Source organism: Protofrankia symbiont of Coriaria ruscifolia, assembly GCF_900634745.1.
GTDB lineage: Bacteria > Actinomycetota > Actinomycetes > Frankiales > Frankiaceae > Protofrankia > Protofrankia californiensis.
This window is the reverse complement of sequence record NZ_CAAAFR010000115.1, coordinates 1-16613: the sequence shown is the minus strand read 5'-3', so window position 1 is coordinate 16613 and position 16613 is coordinate 1. Positions and strand designations below refer to the sequence as shown.

Below are 16613 nucleotides of genomic sequence, written 5' to 3'. Positions count from 1 at the left end.
GGGGGCAGGGGCGTTCTCTCCGTCGGCGGATCGATAGGTCTTGCGGGCAGCGCACGGGTATGTGCACGGCCGTATCCCGAGCGGTCTAGGCTTTCCCGCATGGCATCGGTGTCGCTGTCCAAGGGCGGCAATGTATCGCTCAGTAAGGTCGCCCCGAATCTGCGCGCGGTGACCGTCGGCCTCGGCTGGCAGGTGCGCCAGACCTCCGGCGTCGACTACGACCTCGACGCGAGCGCGATCCTCGTCGACGACCGGGGCAAGGTTCTCTCCGATCAGTACTTCGTGTTCTTCAACAACCTGGTCAGCCCGGACGGGGCGGTGAAGCACCTGGGTGACAACCTCGTCGGTGGCGGCGGCGGGGACGACGAGCAGATCACGGTCGAACTGTCCGCGCTCACGCCGCAGGCGTCCAAGGTTGTCTTCGCGGTGTCGATCTATGATGCCGACGTCCGCCGGCAGACCTTCGGCCAGGTGCGCAACGCCTTCATCAGGGTGATCGACTCGACGACCGGTACGGAAATCGCCCGGTACGACCTCACCGAGGACGCATCCACGGAGACCGCGATGATTTTCGGGGAGCTCTACCGGTACTCCAGTGAGTGGAAGTTCCGCGCGGTGGGACAGGGATACACCACGGGCCTGCGGGGAATCGCCCTCGACTTCGGCGTCAACGTCTCCTGACCGCTGCCGTCTCCTGACCGCTGGTGCCGGTCAGGACCCCACAGCGGTCGGCAGACCAGTGGGGATGCATCCGCAGATGACTACGGATGCATCCCCACTGGTTTCTATTTTTCTGTTCGTTTTCCGGCCTGGCTGCGGTGGTCTCAGGTGGTCGGGGCAGGCGTCAGGATCTCGGGGGACTGCGCGCCGATCGTGGTGATCGAAGTGTCGGGAACGGACGACGCCTGGACGTCGACCCGCCACGCCACGGAATGCCGGTGAAGAGCAATGTTCTGGGGGGTGGCCGCGGCCTTTTCCTTGAAGACGAATGCGCGGCGCAGATCGGCGTGGCGGTTCTCGGTGAAGAAGTTGACGGCCATCCGGCTCAGCTCACGGGTGCGGTAGACCTCAAGGGGTATCTCGGCCTCGTCGGCGGCGAGCCGTGAGGTCTTGGCGTCCAGCGCTTCCTGCCAGCCTGCGCCGGCCAACTCGTCGGCGAGGGCCAGCAGGGCGTTGTCGTAGTCCTGCGGATCGTGTGGGAGCAGCCGGTCCACCAGACCCATGTCGGCTGCTTCCGCGTCACCGACGGGAAGGCAGTCGGTGGTCAGCGCCGTCGCGACGTCCTTGCCGACCCGCCGTGGCAGTGTGTACGTCCAGTATTCGGATCCGTACAGGCCCATGTTGTCGTAGTGCGGGTTGAGCACCACGCCGATACGGGCGGCGACCAGATCTGCACCGAGTGCGAACATGACGCCCCCGGCGCCGGCGTTGCCCGAGACGCCCGCGACCACGAGCTGGTTGGTGCAGGTGATGACGGCCTGGCACAGGTCGTCCATCGCGTCGATGTTCACCCAGGCGGCGGTTGCGGGCCGGTCGGCCGCCTCGATCACGTTCAGGTGGATGCCGTTGGAGAAGAAGGTGTTACCGCCGCGCAGCACGATCACATGGGTGTCCTGTTGGCTTGCCCAGGTGAACGCGGCGAGCAGCCGGCGACAGTGCTCCGTGGACATGGCGCCGTTGTAGAAGTCGAAACTGATCCACCCGACGGGGCCGTGGCGGTGGTAGCGTACGTCCCGGCCGGCGTCCGGGTCGGGGATCTCCGACGTCGCCGCCGGCAGCGGCTGGACGTGATCGGGTATCACCAGGTTGGCTGGGAGCTTGGGCTGGCCGGCACGGCGGAGGTGCCCGATCCATACCGCTCCGTCGACGGTGGGTACCAGTACGGCGCCGTCCCGCCGGGACAGCAGCGTGTTCTCGCACTCGCCGTTGCGGGCCTGCGCGGGGACGGGGAGCGCGACGACCGGACTGGCGTCGAAGGCGCGTAGCTGCTCGCCGAACAGCAGACATGGGGCGCCCGGCGAGCCGTCCGACGCCGCCACCTTGCGCAGGACGTCACTGGTGGTGTCGATGTCCCAGTCGATGCGCCGGTCGTCGGCGCGGGTGGACGGCCGCAATCTGCCGCGCAGCCGGTGCGCCGGGATGCTGTCGAGCGGGGTGGGCAGGAACCCGACGACCTGTGCCTTGTCGACCACGTCGTGGATGACGGCCACGGCCGCGTCGGTGACCGGCCCGTTGTAGAGCGCCGACTTGCTGATGCCGGGCGGGACGGCGAACTCCCGGGTCGACCAGATCGGCCCGGCGTCCATCTCGGCGAGGGCCTGCAAAGCCGTGACGCCCCAGGTCGACGCTCCCTCCAGGATGGCCCAGTCCAGCGAGGACGGGCCGCGGTCGCCGACCGGCCCCGGGTGGATGATGATCGTCCGTCGAGTCGTCCAGATGTCGTCCGGTACCCGCTCACGCAGGAACGGACATATGATCAGATGAGGATCGGACAGCCGCACGGCGTCGCGTATCGCCTCCGGGCTGAGCGCGAGCTCGACTGTCACACGGTGACCCGAACGCCGTAACTCGATCCATGCCCGCTGGGTGAGTCCGTTGAACGCGGAAGTGAGTAGAAGAATCCTCATCTTCTTTCCTTGTCGGAAGTCAGATCGAAAGCTCGAATGGACTTTCGGGCGAATCTTTTTCTCGTTGTCGGCGATGTGGGATGTGAATCCGTAGGCTGGCTCCGCGACGGGCGGTAGCCCCTGTCATAGTGATCATCACCGGCGGGCGCGTTATCGTTCCGGACGGTGTGACGCGCGGTGGTTGTGCCTGACCAGAACGGGCTCGTCGGGATCAGCAGCCGAGGAGTGCGGGAAGGAGGGGATGGCTACCTGCACGGCACCGGCACCGGCACCGGCAGCCGGCTGGTGTGAGCGCACCGCACTGTGCAGTACGGGACTGCTGTCAGCACGGGAGCGGTCGGCCCGGGCCGGCTGCTCCGCTCGGAGGGCGGCGAGGTGAGGATGATCGGGCATGGAACTGCCGATCCCTCCGGTCGCGGCGAAGATGATGAACATCAGAACAATGGATGCGGCGAAGGTCGTGATGGCCCCCATGGCGAAGGGGTCGACGCCATGCGGTCGTGGCAGGGTCGGGTCGGCGGTGACTCGAGTGGCCGCCATGCCCGTGTAGTGCATTCCGCACACTGCGACCGCCATGATTACCGATGCGACGGCGCGCCTGGGGGTACCACCGATGTGGAACGCGATCCAGAAGGCGGCTGTCGAGGCTACGACGGCGATGAGAACGGACAGGCCGACCAGCGGCATTACGTAGCTGATCGTTCCTCTGGTGTGCATCGCGTACATGCCGGTGTAGTGCATGGCGACGACACCGGCTCCCGCGATCACCCCGCCGACGAGCAGCCGCGGGATGCTGTCGGGATCGGCGGCCACCACTGTCAGCCCGAGCCCGGCCACGATCACAGCAATGATCATCGACAGACCGGTGATCGTCTCGTTGAACGCGATCCCCGGCTCGATGCGGTAGGCGATCATCCCGAGGAAGTGCATCGACCAGATCGCGCATCCGCCCAGCGCCACCGCCGTGAGAGTCATCCACGCCAGTCGGCTGATGCCGGTGGCCGTACGTAGGTGGACCGCGCACGCCAGTGCCGCGAACGAACCGAACACGGCCAGCAGAAAGGACAGCAGAACGAACACTGGATCGTACGAGGCATGCAGATGCTCTGCCGCGGCACTGACCGATCTCATCCGACCCCCAGGAGTCCACACATGGCACTCAGGGGGCTGCTGAACGACGGCGTTCGGTCAGCAGTCCCCCTAGTCTTCCGGTGGGGCAACCATAGCCAAACCTGTGGTAACCCGAGTGACCGGCCTCACTTGCTAATCAGTTAACTAATTAAATTTTTTTATCGATCTCCGGTATCAAGAGGAATTTTTACGGATAAAGTACCCAAGGTCGGAATATTTTAATTTGACAACTGGATATTAACTTTGGGTAACGATTCTGGCACGGGTGGCTCGGAACGACGGCCGCAGGTCCGCAGTGACGTACGGGCTCGGCGGACGGCGGCTGCTACGAGGCATGGCTACGAGGCGCGACGGGTCGGATCACGGCGTTGCGCGACAACCATGACACGGACGGACAGCGTGTTCGCGTCCACCTGGTAGAGGATCCGCCAGGACGGGCCGGTCGCCTCCCACATCGTGGAACGCGACTCCGGCAGGGGCGTGCCCGCCTTGCGCGGGTCGTTGCGCAGCGGACCGTTGAGGAATCGGCGGATTTCACCGGCGGTACGGTCGGGTAGCCGTTGCAGGTCGCGCTCTGCCGACGCCGAGACAGTCACCTCGTGTCGGGTGCTCATGCGGCCCCGCCGCTCATCTGAGTGTTCGATGAGCACGGGGCCAGCGCGCATGTCCGGTTCTTCACATCGTGATCGTAGAAGTCCCCGTTGCCAGCCGCCGGAGTTTTCGGTTGCGTGGGGGGGAAGGGCAGAGCCGGTCCGTTTCCCACCGGAACCCGTGACAGTGCGACGGACACGGCGTCAAGGCTACCCATGTCACGCCTGGTGATAGCGCAACCACTGGTTTTCGGCCGGTTGCGGGATGTCCGGTGCTCGCGGGATGACCGTGCCGGCGCCGCTGGTTGGTACTGAGCGTGCGCTACGGAGACGACGAGATCATCCGGCGAATGCTTGCCGACACGGCGGTCTGGGCGATAGTGGGGCTGTCGGAGAACACCTCCCGAGTCGCCTACTCCATCGCGGGCTATCTGCGCGCGCACGGTAAACGGACTATTCCGGTTCATCCTTCCCGGCCCGTGGTCGCAGGCGAACGGGGTTACGCCACGCTGACCGACATCCCGTTCCCGGTGGACGTGGTGGATCTGTTCCTCCGGTCGGAGCTGGTCGCCCCGGTGGTCGACGACGCGATCGCCATCCGTGCCGGGGGGATCTGGATGCAGCTCGGTGTCCGCGACGACGACGCCGCGCAACGGGCGGAGAAGGCCGGACTACCTGTCGTCATGGATACCTGCCCTCGCATGGAAGCACCCCGCCTGCTCGGCTGGGCTCGCTGATCACCTGCGTCTGACCGCCTGCGCGGCCGGACAGCCCATGCCTCGCGACGTCAGCGACGGCGAAGATGTCGAGGCCGGTGGACGGGTCGGGCGCGGGCGAGCGTGGTCCGATGCCAGCCCAATGCCGCGGCCGGGGGAAGCAGTACCAGCGTCGGCAGCAGGTAACGGTAGTCGAAACACACCGTGGCTGACGGGATCACCAGCAGGGCCATGCCCGCTGTCACCAGCAACGCGCAGTCCGTGCGGATCCGATCGTCTCCGGCCCGATCGTCTCCGGCAGGGCCGCTTCCGGCCTGCCCGTCCCCGGCCCGCCTGCCCGTGAGCAGGACCGCAACGGCACCGAGGGCCACCATGGCGCCCAGCGCCGGCCCCGGGGTGAAGCCGTAGCGCTGGTAGGCCCGCAGGAACGCGGCAGGCCCGGGAGCGACCTGCCGGGCGACCTGCGCACCGTTGAAGGTCATCAGCGGTGCGTTGTTGTTCCAGTAGGCCGGTACCGCCTCGGCGGGGAACTGCCAGGTGCCGACATGCCAGTCACGTGGTCCCACCCATCGGCCGGGGGTGAAGAAATGGGCTACCTCGCCCGTCACCATCCGCGCGTAGTCCACCGGCTGGCGCAGGATGACCTGGTGGGCGAACTCGGCCAGCACGGCATCCTTTCTGTCGTCGGGAACACTGACGGTGAAGCGGGGACTGTTGTGGTTCCACACGTAGTAGTTCGGCCCGGGCCGTTCGGCCGTTGGATGCGGTGAACACAGCTGACGGGCGTCCAGGCTCAGATCCAGTCGCGTGCAGTCAGCGATGGGCGCCACCCGGCCGTAGAGCCAGTACGTGTCGCCCCCGGTCAGCGCGTAGGTGCCGTGCGCGGAATGGAACCAGACGGCGTAGCCCGCCAGCGGTGCGGCCAGCATGCCGGTGAACACGACCGACCGTGACCAGCCGAGCCGCCGCACCAGCACCCAGACCAGCGCGAGCAGTCCCAGGACGATCCCCACCGTGCGGACCAGCGATGCCAGCGCCAGGCAGCCGCCGGCAAGCCCGCAGGCCTGTACGGACGGTCTCGGTGCCCACAGGAGGGCCACCGCACCCGCGACGACCAGCGCCTCGAACAGCGTCTCCGCCATAACGAAGTGTTCGATGTTCACCTGGTAGGCGTCCAGCAGCACCGGTGCCGCCGCCAGCGCCGCCACCGGAGGGGCTATGCCCCAGTGCGTCACCAGCGCGTAGAGGCAGATGCCGAGCAGCACGCCCGTGGTGTGTTGGACGGCTGGCACCACCCACAACCGGTGGGTGACGGACAACGCGCGCAACAGCAGTGGATAGCCCGCCGGCCGGACCGGATCGGGCACCAGGGGCTGTGCGAGCCGAAGGTAGGCCAGGGAGTCCCCGGAGAACTCCAGCGCCGGGCGATAGGCGATCATGGCCAGCACCCGCAGGACGACGGCCATGACGACGAGGACCGTGATCGGAGCGTGCCCGCCGACCGTCAGCCGGCGGACGAGGCCGAGCCGCGGGGCAGCCGGCCGGAGCAAACGCAGCCGGCGTCGGTCCCGATCCAACCGGGGGCCTCCTGATCGCGCCACGTGCGGCCCGCTGGCAACGTGGCCGGGTACACATCCGTAAAGGGTCCCGGGAAAACGTACCGGAGGGATTTTCCGACCATCGGTCGGCGTCGTTATATCCGATATCTGTCACCGGATACTTCCGAGCTGGTGGTACGAGAGCGCCGGCAGCCGCAAATCGAGACGCAAAGCGAGCAAATGGAGACGCAAGGCATGATGCGCCGGCTACGGCGGTCGTGTTGTCACGGCTGTGTCCCAGTCGCCCTACTACCACCACCCCCAAGAGCGCAGGTCGATGTGACGTCCGTTACGCGGAGGCGTAATCTTCTGTGACTGTGCGAGGAACATCGGTTTCTGGAGATCCATCGACAACGACGTCGGCGAGTTCACAGGCACCCACCGAGGTCCGCCAAACCGGCAGGGGGAGCTGTCCTCATCAGCCGCCGTGTCCGTCCGCCACCAGTCCCGACCGGGACGCCGCGCGGGTGACAAACCGGCACTGTGATCAGGGCTGGAGCTTGCTGTGCAACGGTGTGATCCTTTTCGATGACACCGGGGAGATTCTGCCGACGGGAGGCACCATCGAGCCGCGGCGGGTACCCCCGGGGACGACGAGCATGATCGGGAGCAGCATGGTTGCCGTTCGGCAGTCGATGGCCCTGCCCATACCGCGAGTCCGGACCGCGTGACGAACCGGCCGGCACGACCCGGCGCCCAACGGCCACCCGGCCGAAGAGCGCGCGAAGATGTTTTTCGCGCGCTCGGAGAGGCCCAAGGGATCTACCCTCGCCGAAGAGCGTACGGAGATACTTTTTCCCGTGCTCCGAGGCTCCTCGAGGAACCTATCTGGCCGAAGAGCACGCGAGGATAGTTTTTGCGTGCTCGGCGGCGCAGATCCCTCGGTTACTTCGGGGATCTACGTTCCCGGGGCCTGGCGATGCCGGTTGCTGTCGTAGCGCTCCTGGAGCGGAACCAGCGTGTGTAGCGGTGCGGTCAGGCTCGCGACGGTGTCGGGGTCGAGGATGTCCTGGACGAGCAGGGCACACGCGAGGTCCGCGCAGAGCTCCATGACCCGCTGGTCGGTGCCGACGTCCACGGAATCGATCATTTTGTTGCAGGACGGGCACAGGCGCCAGAACCCCTCGGCGGCGCTGCGGCGCACCAGCGTCCACACCCGGCGGCGTCCCGTGCGTACGGCGCTGTTGAACGCGATCTGCATCGCGTCACGGTGGGCGATCTCGTCCCGGGTGAGCGCGGCTACCAACAGGCGATCGTATGTCCGCAGGCTGTCCGCGTCGTGACAGCGCCGTGCCAGCACCGGCAGCGCGGCGAGGACACGCTTGACCTCGGATCCGAACGGACCGAGATCCGGTTCGTGCCCTCGGCTGCGGGGGTAGACGGTGCGCCATGGCCGCAGCAGTGCCGCATACTCCGACCGGGTGAGAATTGGTTTGGCGTATGCGGCCGCGATCGAGTCACGAACCGCCTTGAGGGCGGTCGCGGTGACGCTTGGATCAACCGTCACGTAGTCGTCGATGCCTGCGAGGTCGTCGGCGTAGATGGCTGACAGGGCGTCGAATGCGGCGAGGACCTCGATGACGAGCGGCGCATCCGGTGACAGTGCCTTGTCCCGTGCGGCGGCAAGCTGTGGCGTGTTGCGCCAGACCGAGGCGAGTTGGTTGAGTTCGGCGTCACTGGTGTGCACCAGTTGGGCGAGGATCGCGAGGATACCACGGAGATTGGGATGATTCTCGAGTCTGTCGATCCGGCGGAAACGCAGAATCATGCCGGTTTCCCCAGCTTCGCGCGGGCCATGTCACGGCTTCGTATTCCGATGATAACGCCGAGTAGTATTCCTGTCCGTGGCGACCCTGACATCTTTCGTGCCGGGCTGTCGGCAGCCGTCACATCGCCTCCTCACGAGGCCCTCGCGTCGCGCCTGGGGCTGGTTGGCCAAAGGCCCCGTTCTTCCTGGACATCCGACTGGGGATCATAGTGGTCGGGACGAATAGGTTGGACCATGGTCTCGGCAGCATGTACGTCGGATGAACCCTACGGCAACTGGCGCACCGATAGTAGCCGCAACGATGGTAGCCGGAGGACGCAGGCGAGCGACAGGAAAGGGATACGAGCGACTGTGACCGATATCTCGGCGTTGCGGGGGGCGGGGATTGCCGTCAGACGTGCGGACAGCCGGACGGTGACCCGAAATCACTGGCTGGACTCCCGTCACTCGTTCGCGTTCGGTCGTCACTATGATCCTGCCAACACCCATTTCGGCTTGCTACTGGTCACCAACGACGACCATGTCGCGCCTGGTGGTGGCTTTGACACCCACTCGCACCGTGACATGGAGATCGTGACATGGGTTCTGGACGGTGAACTTCTGCACACCGATTCCACCGGCACCCGTGGCGTCATCCGACCCGGGATCGCCCAGCGTATGAGCGCTGGTACGGGGATCCTGCACACGGAGACGAATGCGGTGGCGTCCCCCGGCGCCGCAGACACACCCGACATAGCGGGATGTGGGTGTGCCCCCGGCGATCCGGGCACCGTCCACTTCATCCAGATGTGGGTGGTCCCCGATCTCGCGGGAATCACTTCTAGTTACGCCCAGATGGATGTAACGGATGCCCTCGCCAGTGGCGAGCTGGTGGCGGTCGCCGGTGGCGAGGGCTCGAATGCCGCCATCGACATCCAGCAGCGCAACGCGGTCCTGCACGCGGCGCGGCTGCCTACCTCCGGCCGGGTGCAACTGCCGTCCGCGCCATGGGTGCATCTGTTCGTCACGCGCGGCCGCGTCACGGTGGAAGGCGCAGGTGAACTCGGTACCGGGGATGCCGCCCGGATCAGGGGCTGCGACGGACTTTCCGTGGTCTCCGAGGCCGGGCCGGCGGAGATCCTGGTGTGGGAGATGCACGCCGCACTCGGGCGGTAGAGGGGCAGCCGATCCGGGAGGTCCGGGAGGCCCGGACCCCCGGGTCGTCGGAGCAGACGCGCTGGAAGCAGGCACGGCGGCGGGTGGCGACCCTGACGTCGCCACCCGCCGCCGCCTGCCGCTGTCGGGAGTTCTACACCTCTGTCAGAAGCTTTACCGCCAGAAGTTTTACGCCTCCCGCAGGTTGTACCGGCGGATCGCGTCCTCGACGACCGCTGCCTTGACCGCACCGTGGCGGGTCAATGCCTCCAGGGTCGCCACCGCGATCGACTGGGCGTCGACGTGGAAGTGGCGGCGCAGCGCCACCCGGGTGTCCGAGCGTCCGTACCCGTCGGTACCCAGGGAGGAGTAGTCTTGGGGGATCCAGCGTGAGATCTGGTCCGGTACCGCACGCATCCAGTCACTTACGGCAATCACCGGTCCGGGTGTTCCCTGCAGGATCCGGGTCACGTACGGCCGGCGCTCCACCGAATCCGGGTTCAACAGGTTGTGTTCCTCGCAGCTGAGCGCTTCACGGCGCAGCTCGTTCCAGGAGGTCACCGACCACACGTCCGCCTGCACGCCGAAGTCGCTCGCGAGCAGCTCCTGGGCTTCGAGCGCCCATCGCATCCCGGTACCGCTCGCCAGCAGCTGCGCGTGGTGCGGCTCGGTGTCCGAGCCGGTTTCGGCCGGTGACCGTACCGGCAGACCTGTCTCGGCGAACGGCCGGAACAAGTACATACCGGCGAGTATCTGCGCGGGATCGATCCCGGCGGGCTCGGCCGGCTGCGGGAACGGCTCGTTGTAGACGGTCAGATAGTAGAAGACGTTCTCGTTGCGTTCGCCGTACATACGGTCGAGGCCGTCCCGGACGATATGGGAGACCTCGAAGGCGAATGCCGGGTCATAGGCCACGCATGCCGGATTCGTCGAGGCGAGAAGCAGGGAATGGCCGTCCTGGTGCTGGAGTCCCTCACCATTGAGGGTCGTGCGGCCCGCGGTGGCGCCGAGCAGGAAGCCACGACCGAGCTGGTCGCCGAATGACCACATCTGGTCGCCGGTCCGCTGGAATCCGAACATCGAGTAGAACACGTACACCGGTATCATGTGTACGCCGTGGGTGGCATATGCGGTGCCCGCGGCGATGACTGATCCCATCGAACCGGCCTCGTTGATGCCCTCGTGCAGCATCTGGCCGGACTCGGACTCCTGGTAGGAAAGCAGGAGCTCACGGTCCACGGCCTCGTAACGCTGTCCGTGCGGCGAGTAGATCTTGGCGGTCGGGAACATGGCGTCCATGCCGAAGGTGCGTGCTTCGTCGGGAATGACCGGAACGAACCGGGAGCCTATTTCCTTCGTCTTTATCAGGTCCTTGAGAAGACGGACGAAGGCCATGGTGGTGGCCACCGGCTGCTTGCCCGAACCCCGACGCAGGTCCTCGAAGATTGACGCCGGTGGCTGCGGGAGGGGCCGGGCGCGGACGACCCTTCGTGGCAGCGTCCCGTCCAATGTGGCCCGACGTTCCCGCATGTACTGGATCTCTTCCGAATCCGGGCCGGGATGGAAGTAGGGCGGCAGGCCGCTCTCCAGTTCGGAGTCGGGAATCTCCAGGTAGAGCCGGTCGCGAAACTCCTTGAGATCGGCCTTGGAGAGCTTCTTCATCTGGTGCGTCGCGTTGCGCGCCTCAAAGTCCTTGCCCAGGGTCCAGCCCTTGATGGTGTGGGCGAGGATGACGGTGGGCTGACCGGCGTGCTCGGTCGCCGCCTTGTAGGCGGCGTACAGTTTGCGGTAGTCGTGCCCGCCGCGGGAGAGTTTGCGCAGATCGTCGTCAGAAAGATCCTTGACCATACGACGCAGTCGTGCGTCCGCGCCGAAGAAATGCTCACGAATATACGCGCCGGACGACGTCGTATAGGTTTGGAACTGGCCGTCCGGTGTCGTGTTCATCCGGTGGACGAGTACCCCGTCGGTGTCCTTGGCGAGCAGCGGGTCCCAGTCGCGGCCCCAGACCACCTTGATGACGTTCCAGCCGGCGCCGCGGAACAGCGACTCCAGCTCCTGCATGATTTTTCCGTTGCCGCGGACGGGCCCGTCGAGGCGCTGCAGGTTGCAGTTCACGACGAAGATGAGGTTGTCGAGCTCCTCCCGCGCGGCGATGCCGAGCGCGCCGATCGACTCGGGCTCGTCCATCTCGCCGTCACCCAGGAAGGCCCACACCCGGCTACCGGACGTGTCCTTGATCCGGCGGTTCAGCAGATAGCGGTTGAACCGGGCCTGGTAGATGGCGTGGATCGGCCCGAGGCCCATCGAGACGGTCGGGAACTCCCAGAAATCGGGCATGAGACGGGGATGTGGGTAGGAGGACAGCCCGCCGGGCTCGCCCTCCCGGCGGAACGCGTCGAGCTGGCCCGCGGTCAGCCGGCCCTCGAGAAAAGCACGAGCGTAGATACCCGGTGAGGCATGGCCCTGAATGAATATCTGATCGCCTGAATCGCAGCCGGGCCCGCCGGTCAGGTTGTCCTTGCCGCGGAAGAAGTGGTTGAATCCCACCTCGTAGAGAGCGGCACTGGAGGCGTATGTCGCAATATGTCCGCCGACACCGTATTCGGGTCGGTTTGCCCGGCTCACCATGATGGCCGCGTTCCAGCGGACATAGGCCCGGATGCGCCGTTCGATGTGCTCGTCCCCGGGGAACCACGGTTCCCGCTCCGGCGGGATGGTGTTGATGAAATCGGTGCTAGTGAGTCCGGGCACTCCGACGGCCTTCTCCCGGGCCCGTTCCAGCAGCTTCAACATGAGGAATCGGGCCCGGCCGCGGCCCTGCTCGTCGATCACCGCGTCCAGGGACTCCAGCCATTCGCCGGTTTCGGACGGGTCGATGTCCGGCAACTGGCTGGGAAGTCCGTCGGTGATGACCGAGAACCTCCTGCCGCTGTCCTTTGCCACGTGTTCTCCCTGACGTCACTTGGTCGTTGTTCACATGTTTCGTCGCGAGTGGGTCCCCTTCTATCGTGCTCTGCGCGGGGAGGCTCGTCACGCTTCCCGACGTTACTTGTGGCCTAGGCGGCCGAAGAGTACGCGATCATGATTTTTCTCGCCCGCCGGGAGGTCCCGAGGAACCTGGGCATGGGGTGGGCGGCCCTGGGCGGAAGCTGTCGCCGGCCCGCTGAACCCGGTTGCCGGGTTGTCAGGTTGACAGCGGCCGGGTTGTGAGCTGGCCGTGTTGCCGGCGTGGCTGAGGGCGGGCCGGGTGGCAGGTCCGGTGAAGCCGCGGCCCGACGCGGGACACCCGGCCGGGGAATAATGGCATTCGGGGAGAGGGCGGAGCATGGAGACGACCACGGTGTCCGTACACACCGGCGAGACCGAATGTGTTCGTGATCTCACCGGGCACGCCCGTCGATTCGTGGCGGGGCGCGGGAACGGGCTGCTGTCGGTGTTCGTCCCGCACGCGACCGCCGGGGTCGCCCTGCTCGAGCTCGGTTCGGGCAGTGATGCCGATCTGATTGCCACACTCGGTGAGTTGCTGCCGGCGGATGGTCGCTGGCGTCATGCCCACGGTTCGGCAGGCCACGGGCGGTCGCACGTCCTTCCGGCCCTGATCGCCCCGTCACTGACCGTGCCGGTCCTCGACGGTCGTCTGCTCCTCGGGACATGGCAGTCGATCGCACTCGTGGATCTCAACGTGGACAATCCCGAACGCACTGTTCGACTCTCGTTTCTGTCCGGATGAGCCGGTACGGGTGACACCTTTGTCCACAACTACCGGCGTGGCACTTGCGCTGCCCCGGGGTGCTCCGGTGGACTAGGTCCACGGTGGTGCGCGCAGCAGGCGGATCGAACAACCCGCCGTGCCGTACAGCCGGTACTCGCAGGCAGCGTGCCCGCGGGTAGCTGACATGAGTAGGAGGTTGTTGAGGGTGAGTCCGACCGCGGCGAACGCCGAGGGTCAGCGGCGTGCGGAACGTCTGGGCATTACGCCCGGGGTACTGGTTCAGTCGCTCAACGAAGATAACGACATCGCCCATGATCTTCTCGACGCTGTCACCTCGGCCAGCGGAACGGAACTCGTCCCGGAGGACTCCGACGATGTGGTCGACGTCGTGCTGCTGTGGTGGCGGGACGACGACGGCGACCTTGTCGAAGCACTCATCGACGCGCGCCGCCAGCTGTCGGAGTCCGGTGTGATCTGGCTGCTGACACCGAAGGCCGGCAGGGCGGGCCACGTGGAGCCCAGTGACGTTCTGGAGGCCGTGCCGGTTGTCGGTCTGGTGCAGACAAGCACCGTGAGCGTCGCCACGGAGTGGGCCGGCATGCGGCTTGCCGCACCCAAGTCCCAGCGGGTCCGGCACCGGTAGGCGCAAGGCGGGTTCCCATGGCCGCCGTGAGCCGCTCACCGCCGGCATCCCTCCTGGGATCTCGACGCCGGGTTCGCGGGCGTCGAGATCCCAGGTATGGACGCTGCCCGGTCGAGCAGGTGTCCGGTTCTCGTCTCGGGGAGGCTCGGTCAGGCGTACAGGGGTACTTGCTGTCCTTCCACCGCACCTGGATAGCGGTCCCAAATCTTGTTGATCTCGTACTGGAGATACAGCGCGCCACCGCCGACGAGCCAGATGACGAACGCGACGCCGGTGCTCAGTTCGGGTATGCCGGCCGCCCGCTGGGCTCGGCGCGCGCGGGCACCCAGCCGCCACACGGCCACGAACGGTGGCACGATCAGGAACGCTCCCAGCGTCACCGCGAGTACCGACAGGGCGGGGTTGACCTCGATCCGCCGGTCGTAGCCGTTGAGTTCCTTGTTGGTCTTGTAGATCCACACGATGCCGTAGATACCAAGGGTGATCAGAGGCAGACCGAGCCAGGACGCGAAGGGATTGCGCCGTCTGCCGCGAACGCCTGCGCCCACCGGTTGTGGATAACCGGCGGGAACGGGGGTGCCCGGCGTGGGGTATCCGCCCCCGAACCCGGGCTGACCCTGGTACCCGGGGCCGCTGTGGGGATCTCCGTACGGGGGCTGGCCGTACTGGCCCCCACCCTGGGTGCCGTATGGTTGCTGTCCGTAACCAGGCTGGCCGTACGGACCGAAATTCTGGTCGGTCACCGCGCTCCCTATGTTGTGTATACCGCTGTTTCGTACACCGCCGGCGGATGTGCCGGTCTTGGCTGATCAGAGTAGTTCCGGCAGGTCACCCCCGTCGTCGTGAGGACGCTCCCGCGCTGAGGGAATCCCCGTGCCCGGCTCTTCGGAACGTCCAACCCGGCCGGGGCGCCCCGTGCCGGGGGATGTCGAGTGTGAGGTCCGATCATGTCCGGCCGGATACCCCGACCTCATGTTCAGCCGGACCTCATGTTCAGCCGGATGCCCCGGTAAAGCAGGCGGGACCGAGGTGGCGGAGCTGCATCCGGGTCGGCCAGACGGGGCAAATGTTACCGGCCGGGACATCTGGACAGCAGTCCTCGGACACCTCGGTGCCGCACGATTGCCAGGACGCCACGGGTAAGAGCGCCCGGCACGCGCAACTGCCGGCACGAGAGAGCCTGATGCAGGCGTTGATCAGATGGCATGCTGGGAACGGGTGGCTAGCCGCCCCTTGTCCGAATACACGGTTGCCGTCGAGAGGATGTGCCAGTGGCCGTCGATGTGGGCAGCATTGCCCCCGACTTCACCCTGCGTGATCAGAACAACGAGGAGGTCACGCTTTCGGAGTTCCGTGGGCGTCGTAACGTCGTGCTCCTGTTCTACCCCCTCGCTTTCACCGGTATCTGCCAGGGTGAGCTCTGCGCGGTCCGCGACGAGCTCTCGTCGTTCCAGAACGACGACGTGCAGGTGCTCGCGGTCTCGGTCGACTCGCCCTACGCCCACAAGGTGTGGGCTGACCGCGAGGGGTACGACTTCCCGTTGCTGGCCGACTTCTGGCCGCACGGCGAGGTGGCACGCAGCTACGGCGTCTTCGAAGAGACCAAGGGCTTTGCGGTGCGGGCGACCTTCATCATCAACAAGGAGGGCGTCGTCCACTGGAAGGTCGTCAACAGCCCCGGTGAGGCTCGGGATCACGCCGATTATCTCAAGGCGCTCGCCGCGCTGTAGGCTGCGCCAGCCGTTTCACGTCCCATCAGGTTGTAAGATGCCGTGCTTTCGTTGTCACACCCGCCAGGCCGACCCCGCACGGGGAGCCAGCCCGTGGCGGCGGGCGGTCGTGTCGGGTGAGCAGGTTCTGTTCTGTCCGCAGTGCCAGCAGACAGTCGGCTGGTCGGAGGTTCTCGACCGCTGCGGCGGCTGCGGATCGACACACCTGGCCAAGGCCCTCGGCTCGATCTCGTGCAGGGACTGCGGCCGGGAGATCTCACCGGCCCCGCCCGGTCTCGATCTTCCGGCTCTCGGCTCGGCACTGTTGCCGGGGAATGCGCCCGCGCAGCCGGTGTCCGCATCCCCCGCACTGAGTGCCGAGGTCGAAGCTGCCCTCGCGCGGGTGCTGGGTCACAGCCTGAGGTGACCGATGACGTGAGCTGCTCGGCCCGCCCGACCGGCGGACGCGCCGAGCAGCTCACGTGAGAACCGGTGACGCACCTGGCGCGCAGTTCGGGCCGCACCCGTTCCCGACACTGGCTGCACCTGTTCCCACCATCGGTTTCCGCGACACCGGGTTCCCGCAACGGCGCGATGTTGCGTACGCTTACGAGCATCCCGGGCGCGTAGCTCAGCGGGAGAGCGCTCGCCTTACAAGCGAGTGGTCGCAGGTTCGATCCCTGCCGCGCCCACAATCCGCGACTGCGCGAACCGTTCGATCTTGAAGGACGTTGCCGGTTCGACGTGCGCGCTGTGACGTCGATGACGCGTGCCCGGTAGTTCTGCGGAGCCGTCATGCGGCTTTCGGTGGCCAGGACGGCGCGACGGCTTGAACCACCGGCATCGCAGCGTCCGACCGTGAGAATGGCCAGTCTTCAGACCAGGCCGCCGGCCGCGACGATCGACTGGCGGTTACCCACTGCGCACGGCCCCGACGAGGAAGACGATGATGTCGGCGATGTCGCGGGCCTCACCGACCTAG

General features: G+C 66.4%; 15 protein-coding genes and 1 tRNA gene. 9 read left to right on the top strand and 7 right to left on the bottom strand.

What is annotated here, in order from left to right; translation table 11 throughout:
- The first annotated feature begins 99 nt into the window (after positions 1 to 99).
- Positions 100 to 681, top strand: a complete 582-nt coding sequence (locus CV1CTNOD_RS13980; RefSeq protein WP_131786535.1) for a TerD family protein — start codon at positions 100 to 102, stop codon at positions 679 to 681.
- Positions 682 to 824: 143 nt separating this feature from the next.
- Here CV1CTNOD_RS13980 and CV1CTNOD_RS13975 read toward each other — a convergent pair whose 3' ends face one another.
- The 3 genes from CV1CTNOD_RS13975 to CV1CTNOD_RS13965 form a co-directional block, all read right to left on the bottom strand.
- Positions 825 to 2627 carry an enoyl-CoA hydratase-related protein gene (locus tag CV1CTNOD_RS13975; protein WP_131786534.1) on the bottom strand — a complete coding sequence of 601 codons (1803 nt, stop codon included), beginning with the start codon at positions 2625 to 2627 and terminating at the stop codon, positions 825 to 827.
- Between the two features lie 150 nt (positions 2628 to 2777).
- Positions 2778 to 3758 carry an MHYT domain-containing protein gene (locus CV1CTNOD_RS13970; protein WP_131786533.1) on the bottom strand — a complete coding sequence of 327 codons (981 nt, stop codon included), beginning with the start codon at positions 3756 to 3758 and terminating at the stop codon, positions 2778 to 2780.
- Between the two features lie 338 nt (positions 3759 to 4096).
- On the bottom strand, positions 4097 to 4372 hold the full coding sequence (locus CV1CTNOD_RS13965; protein WP_165485508.1) for a type II toxin-antitoxin system RelE family toxin: 276 nt from the start codon (positions 4370 to 4372) through the stop codon (positions 4097 to 4099).
- A gap of 326 nt (positions 4373 to 4698) precedes the next feature.
- Between CV1CTNOD_RS13965 and CV1CTNOD_RS13960 the strand changes: the two genes are divergently transcribed.
- Complete coding sequence (locus tag CV1CTNOD_RS13960; protein ID WP_131767231.1) at positions 4699 to 5085, top strand: CoA-binding protein; 387 nt, start codon at positions 4699 to 4701, stop codon at positions 5083 to 5085.
- A 50-nt stretch (positions 5086 to 5135) separates the two neighbouring features.
- Here CV1CTNOD_RS13960 and CV1CTNOD_RS13955 read toward each other — a convergent pair whose 3' ends face one another.
- Entirely contained in the window at positions 5136 to 6641 is a 1506-nt protein-coding gene (locus CV1CTNOD_RS13955; RefSeq protein ID WP_131786531.1) for a hypothetical protein, read from the bottom strand.
- Positions 6642 to 6973: 332 nt separating this feature from the next.
- Between CV1CTNOD_RS13955 and CV1CTNOD_RS27380 the strand changes: the two genes are divergently transcribed.
- The gene (locus CV1CTNOD_RS27380; RefSeq protein WP_131786530.1) at positions 6974 to 7333 is read left to right on the top strand and encodes a DUF5999 family protein; all 360 of its coding nucleotides are present in this window, start codon (positions 6974 to 6976) and stop codon (positions 7331 to 7333) included.
- Positions 7334 to 7560: 227 nt separating this feature from the next.
- Here CV1CTNOD_RS27380 and CV1CTNOD_RS13945 read toward each other — a convergent pair whose 3' ends face one another.
- Positions 7561 to 8430, bottom strand: a complete 870-nt coding sequence (locus tag CV1CTNOD_RS13945; protein ID WP_131786529.1) for a hypothetical protein — start codon at positions 8428 to 8430, stop codon at positions 7561 to 7563.
- Positions 8431 to 8781: 351 nt separating this feature from the next.
- Between CV1CTNOD_RS13945 and CV1CTNOD_RS13940 the strand changes: the two genes are divergently transcribed.
- The gene (locus CV1CTNOD_RS13940; RefSeq protein WP_131786528.1) at positions 8782 to 9585 is read left to right on the top strand and encodes a pirin family protein; all 804 of its coding nucleotides are present in this window, start codon (positions 8782 to 8784) and stop codon (positions 9583 to 9585) included.
- Between the two features lie 168 nt (positions 9586 to 9753).
- Here CV1CTNOD_RS13940 and aceE read toward each other — a convergent pair whose 3' ends face one another.
- Positions 9754 to 12510 (bottom strand): pyruvate dehydrogenase (acetyl-transferring), homodimeric type, encoded by a 2757-nt coding sequence (gene aceE, locus CV1CTNOD_RS13935; RefSeq protein ID WP_131786527.1) that lies wholly within the window; start codon positions 12508 to 12510, stop codon positions 9754 to 9756.
- Between the two features lie 382 nt (positions 12511 to 12892).
- Between aceE and CV1CTNOD_RS13930 the strand changes: the two genes are divergently transcribed.
- Both CV1CTNOD_RS13930 and CV1CTNOD_RS13925 read left to right on the top strand, forming a co-directional pair.
- Positions 12893 to 13297 (top strand): YjbQ family protein, encoded by a 405-nt coding sequence (locus CV1CTNOD_RS13930; protein WP_131786526.1) that lies wholly within the window; start codon positions 12893 to 12895, stop codon positions 13295 to 13297.
- Between the two features lie 187 nt (positions 13298 to 13484).
- Positions 13485 to 13922: a DUF3052 domain-containing protein gene (locus tag CV1CTNOD_RS13925; RefSeq protein WP_131767176.1), complete on the top strand. Its 438-nt coding sequence runs from the start codon at positions 13485 to 13487 to the stop codon at positions 13920 to 13922.
- A gap of 149 nt (positions 13923 to 14071) precedes the next feature.
- Here the strand turns inward: CV1CTNOD_RS13925 and CV1CTNOD_RS13920 are convergent, their stop codons facing one another.
- On the bottom strand, positions 14072 to 14665 hold the full coding sequence (locus CV1CTNOD_RS13920; protein ID WP_131786525.1) for a DUF4234 domain-containing protein: 594 nt from the start codon (positions 14663 to 14665) through the stop codon (positions 14072 to 14074).
- A gap of 528 nt (positions 14666 to 15193) precedes the next feature.
- On the opposite strand from CV1CTNOD_RS13920, the gene CV1CTNOD_RS13915 reads away from it, so the two are divergent.
- The 3 genes from CV1CTNOD_RS13915 to CV1CTNOD_RS13905 all read left to right on the top strand — a co-directional run bounded on the left by CV1CTNOD_RS13915 (position 15194) and on the right by CV1CTNOD_RS13905 (position 16323).
- Positions 15194 to 15652 carry a peroxiredoxin gene (locus tag CV1CTNOD_RS13915; RefSeq protein WP_131786524.1) on the top strand — a complete coding sequence of 153 codons (459 nt, stop codon included), beginning with the start codon at positions 15194 to 15196 and terminating at the stop codon, positions 15650 to 15652.
- Between the two features lie 37 nt (positions 15653 to 15689).
- Entirely contained in the window at positions 15690 to 16058 is a 369-nt protein-coding gene (locus CV1CTNOD_RS13910; RefSeq protein ID WP_131786523.1) for a hypothetical protein, read from the top strand.
- Between the two features lie 193 nt (positions 16059 to 16251).
- A tRNA-Val gene (locus tag CV1CTNOD_RS13905) sits at positions 16252 to 16323 on the top strand.
- The last annotated feature ends 290 nt before the right edge of the window (positions 16324 to 16613 follow it).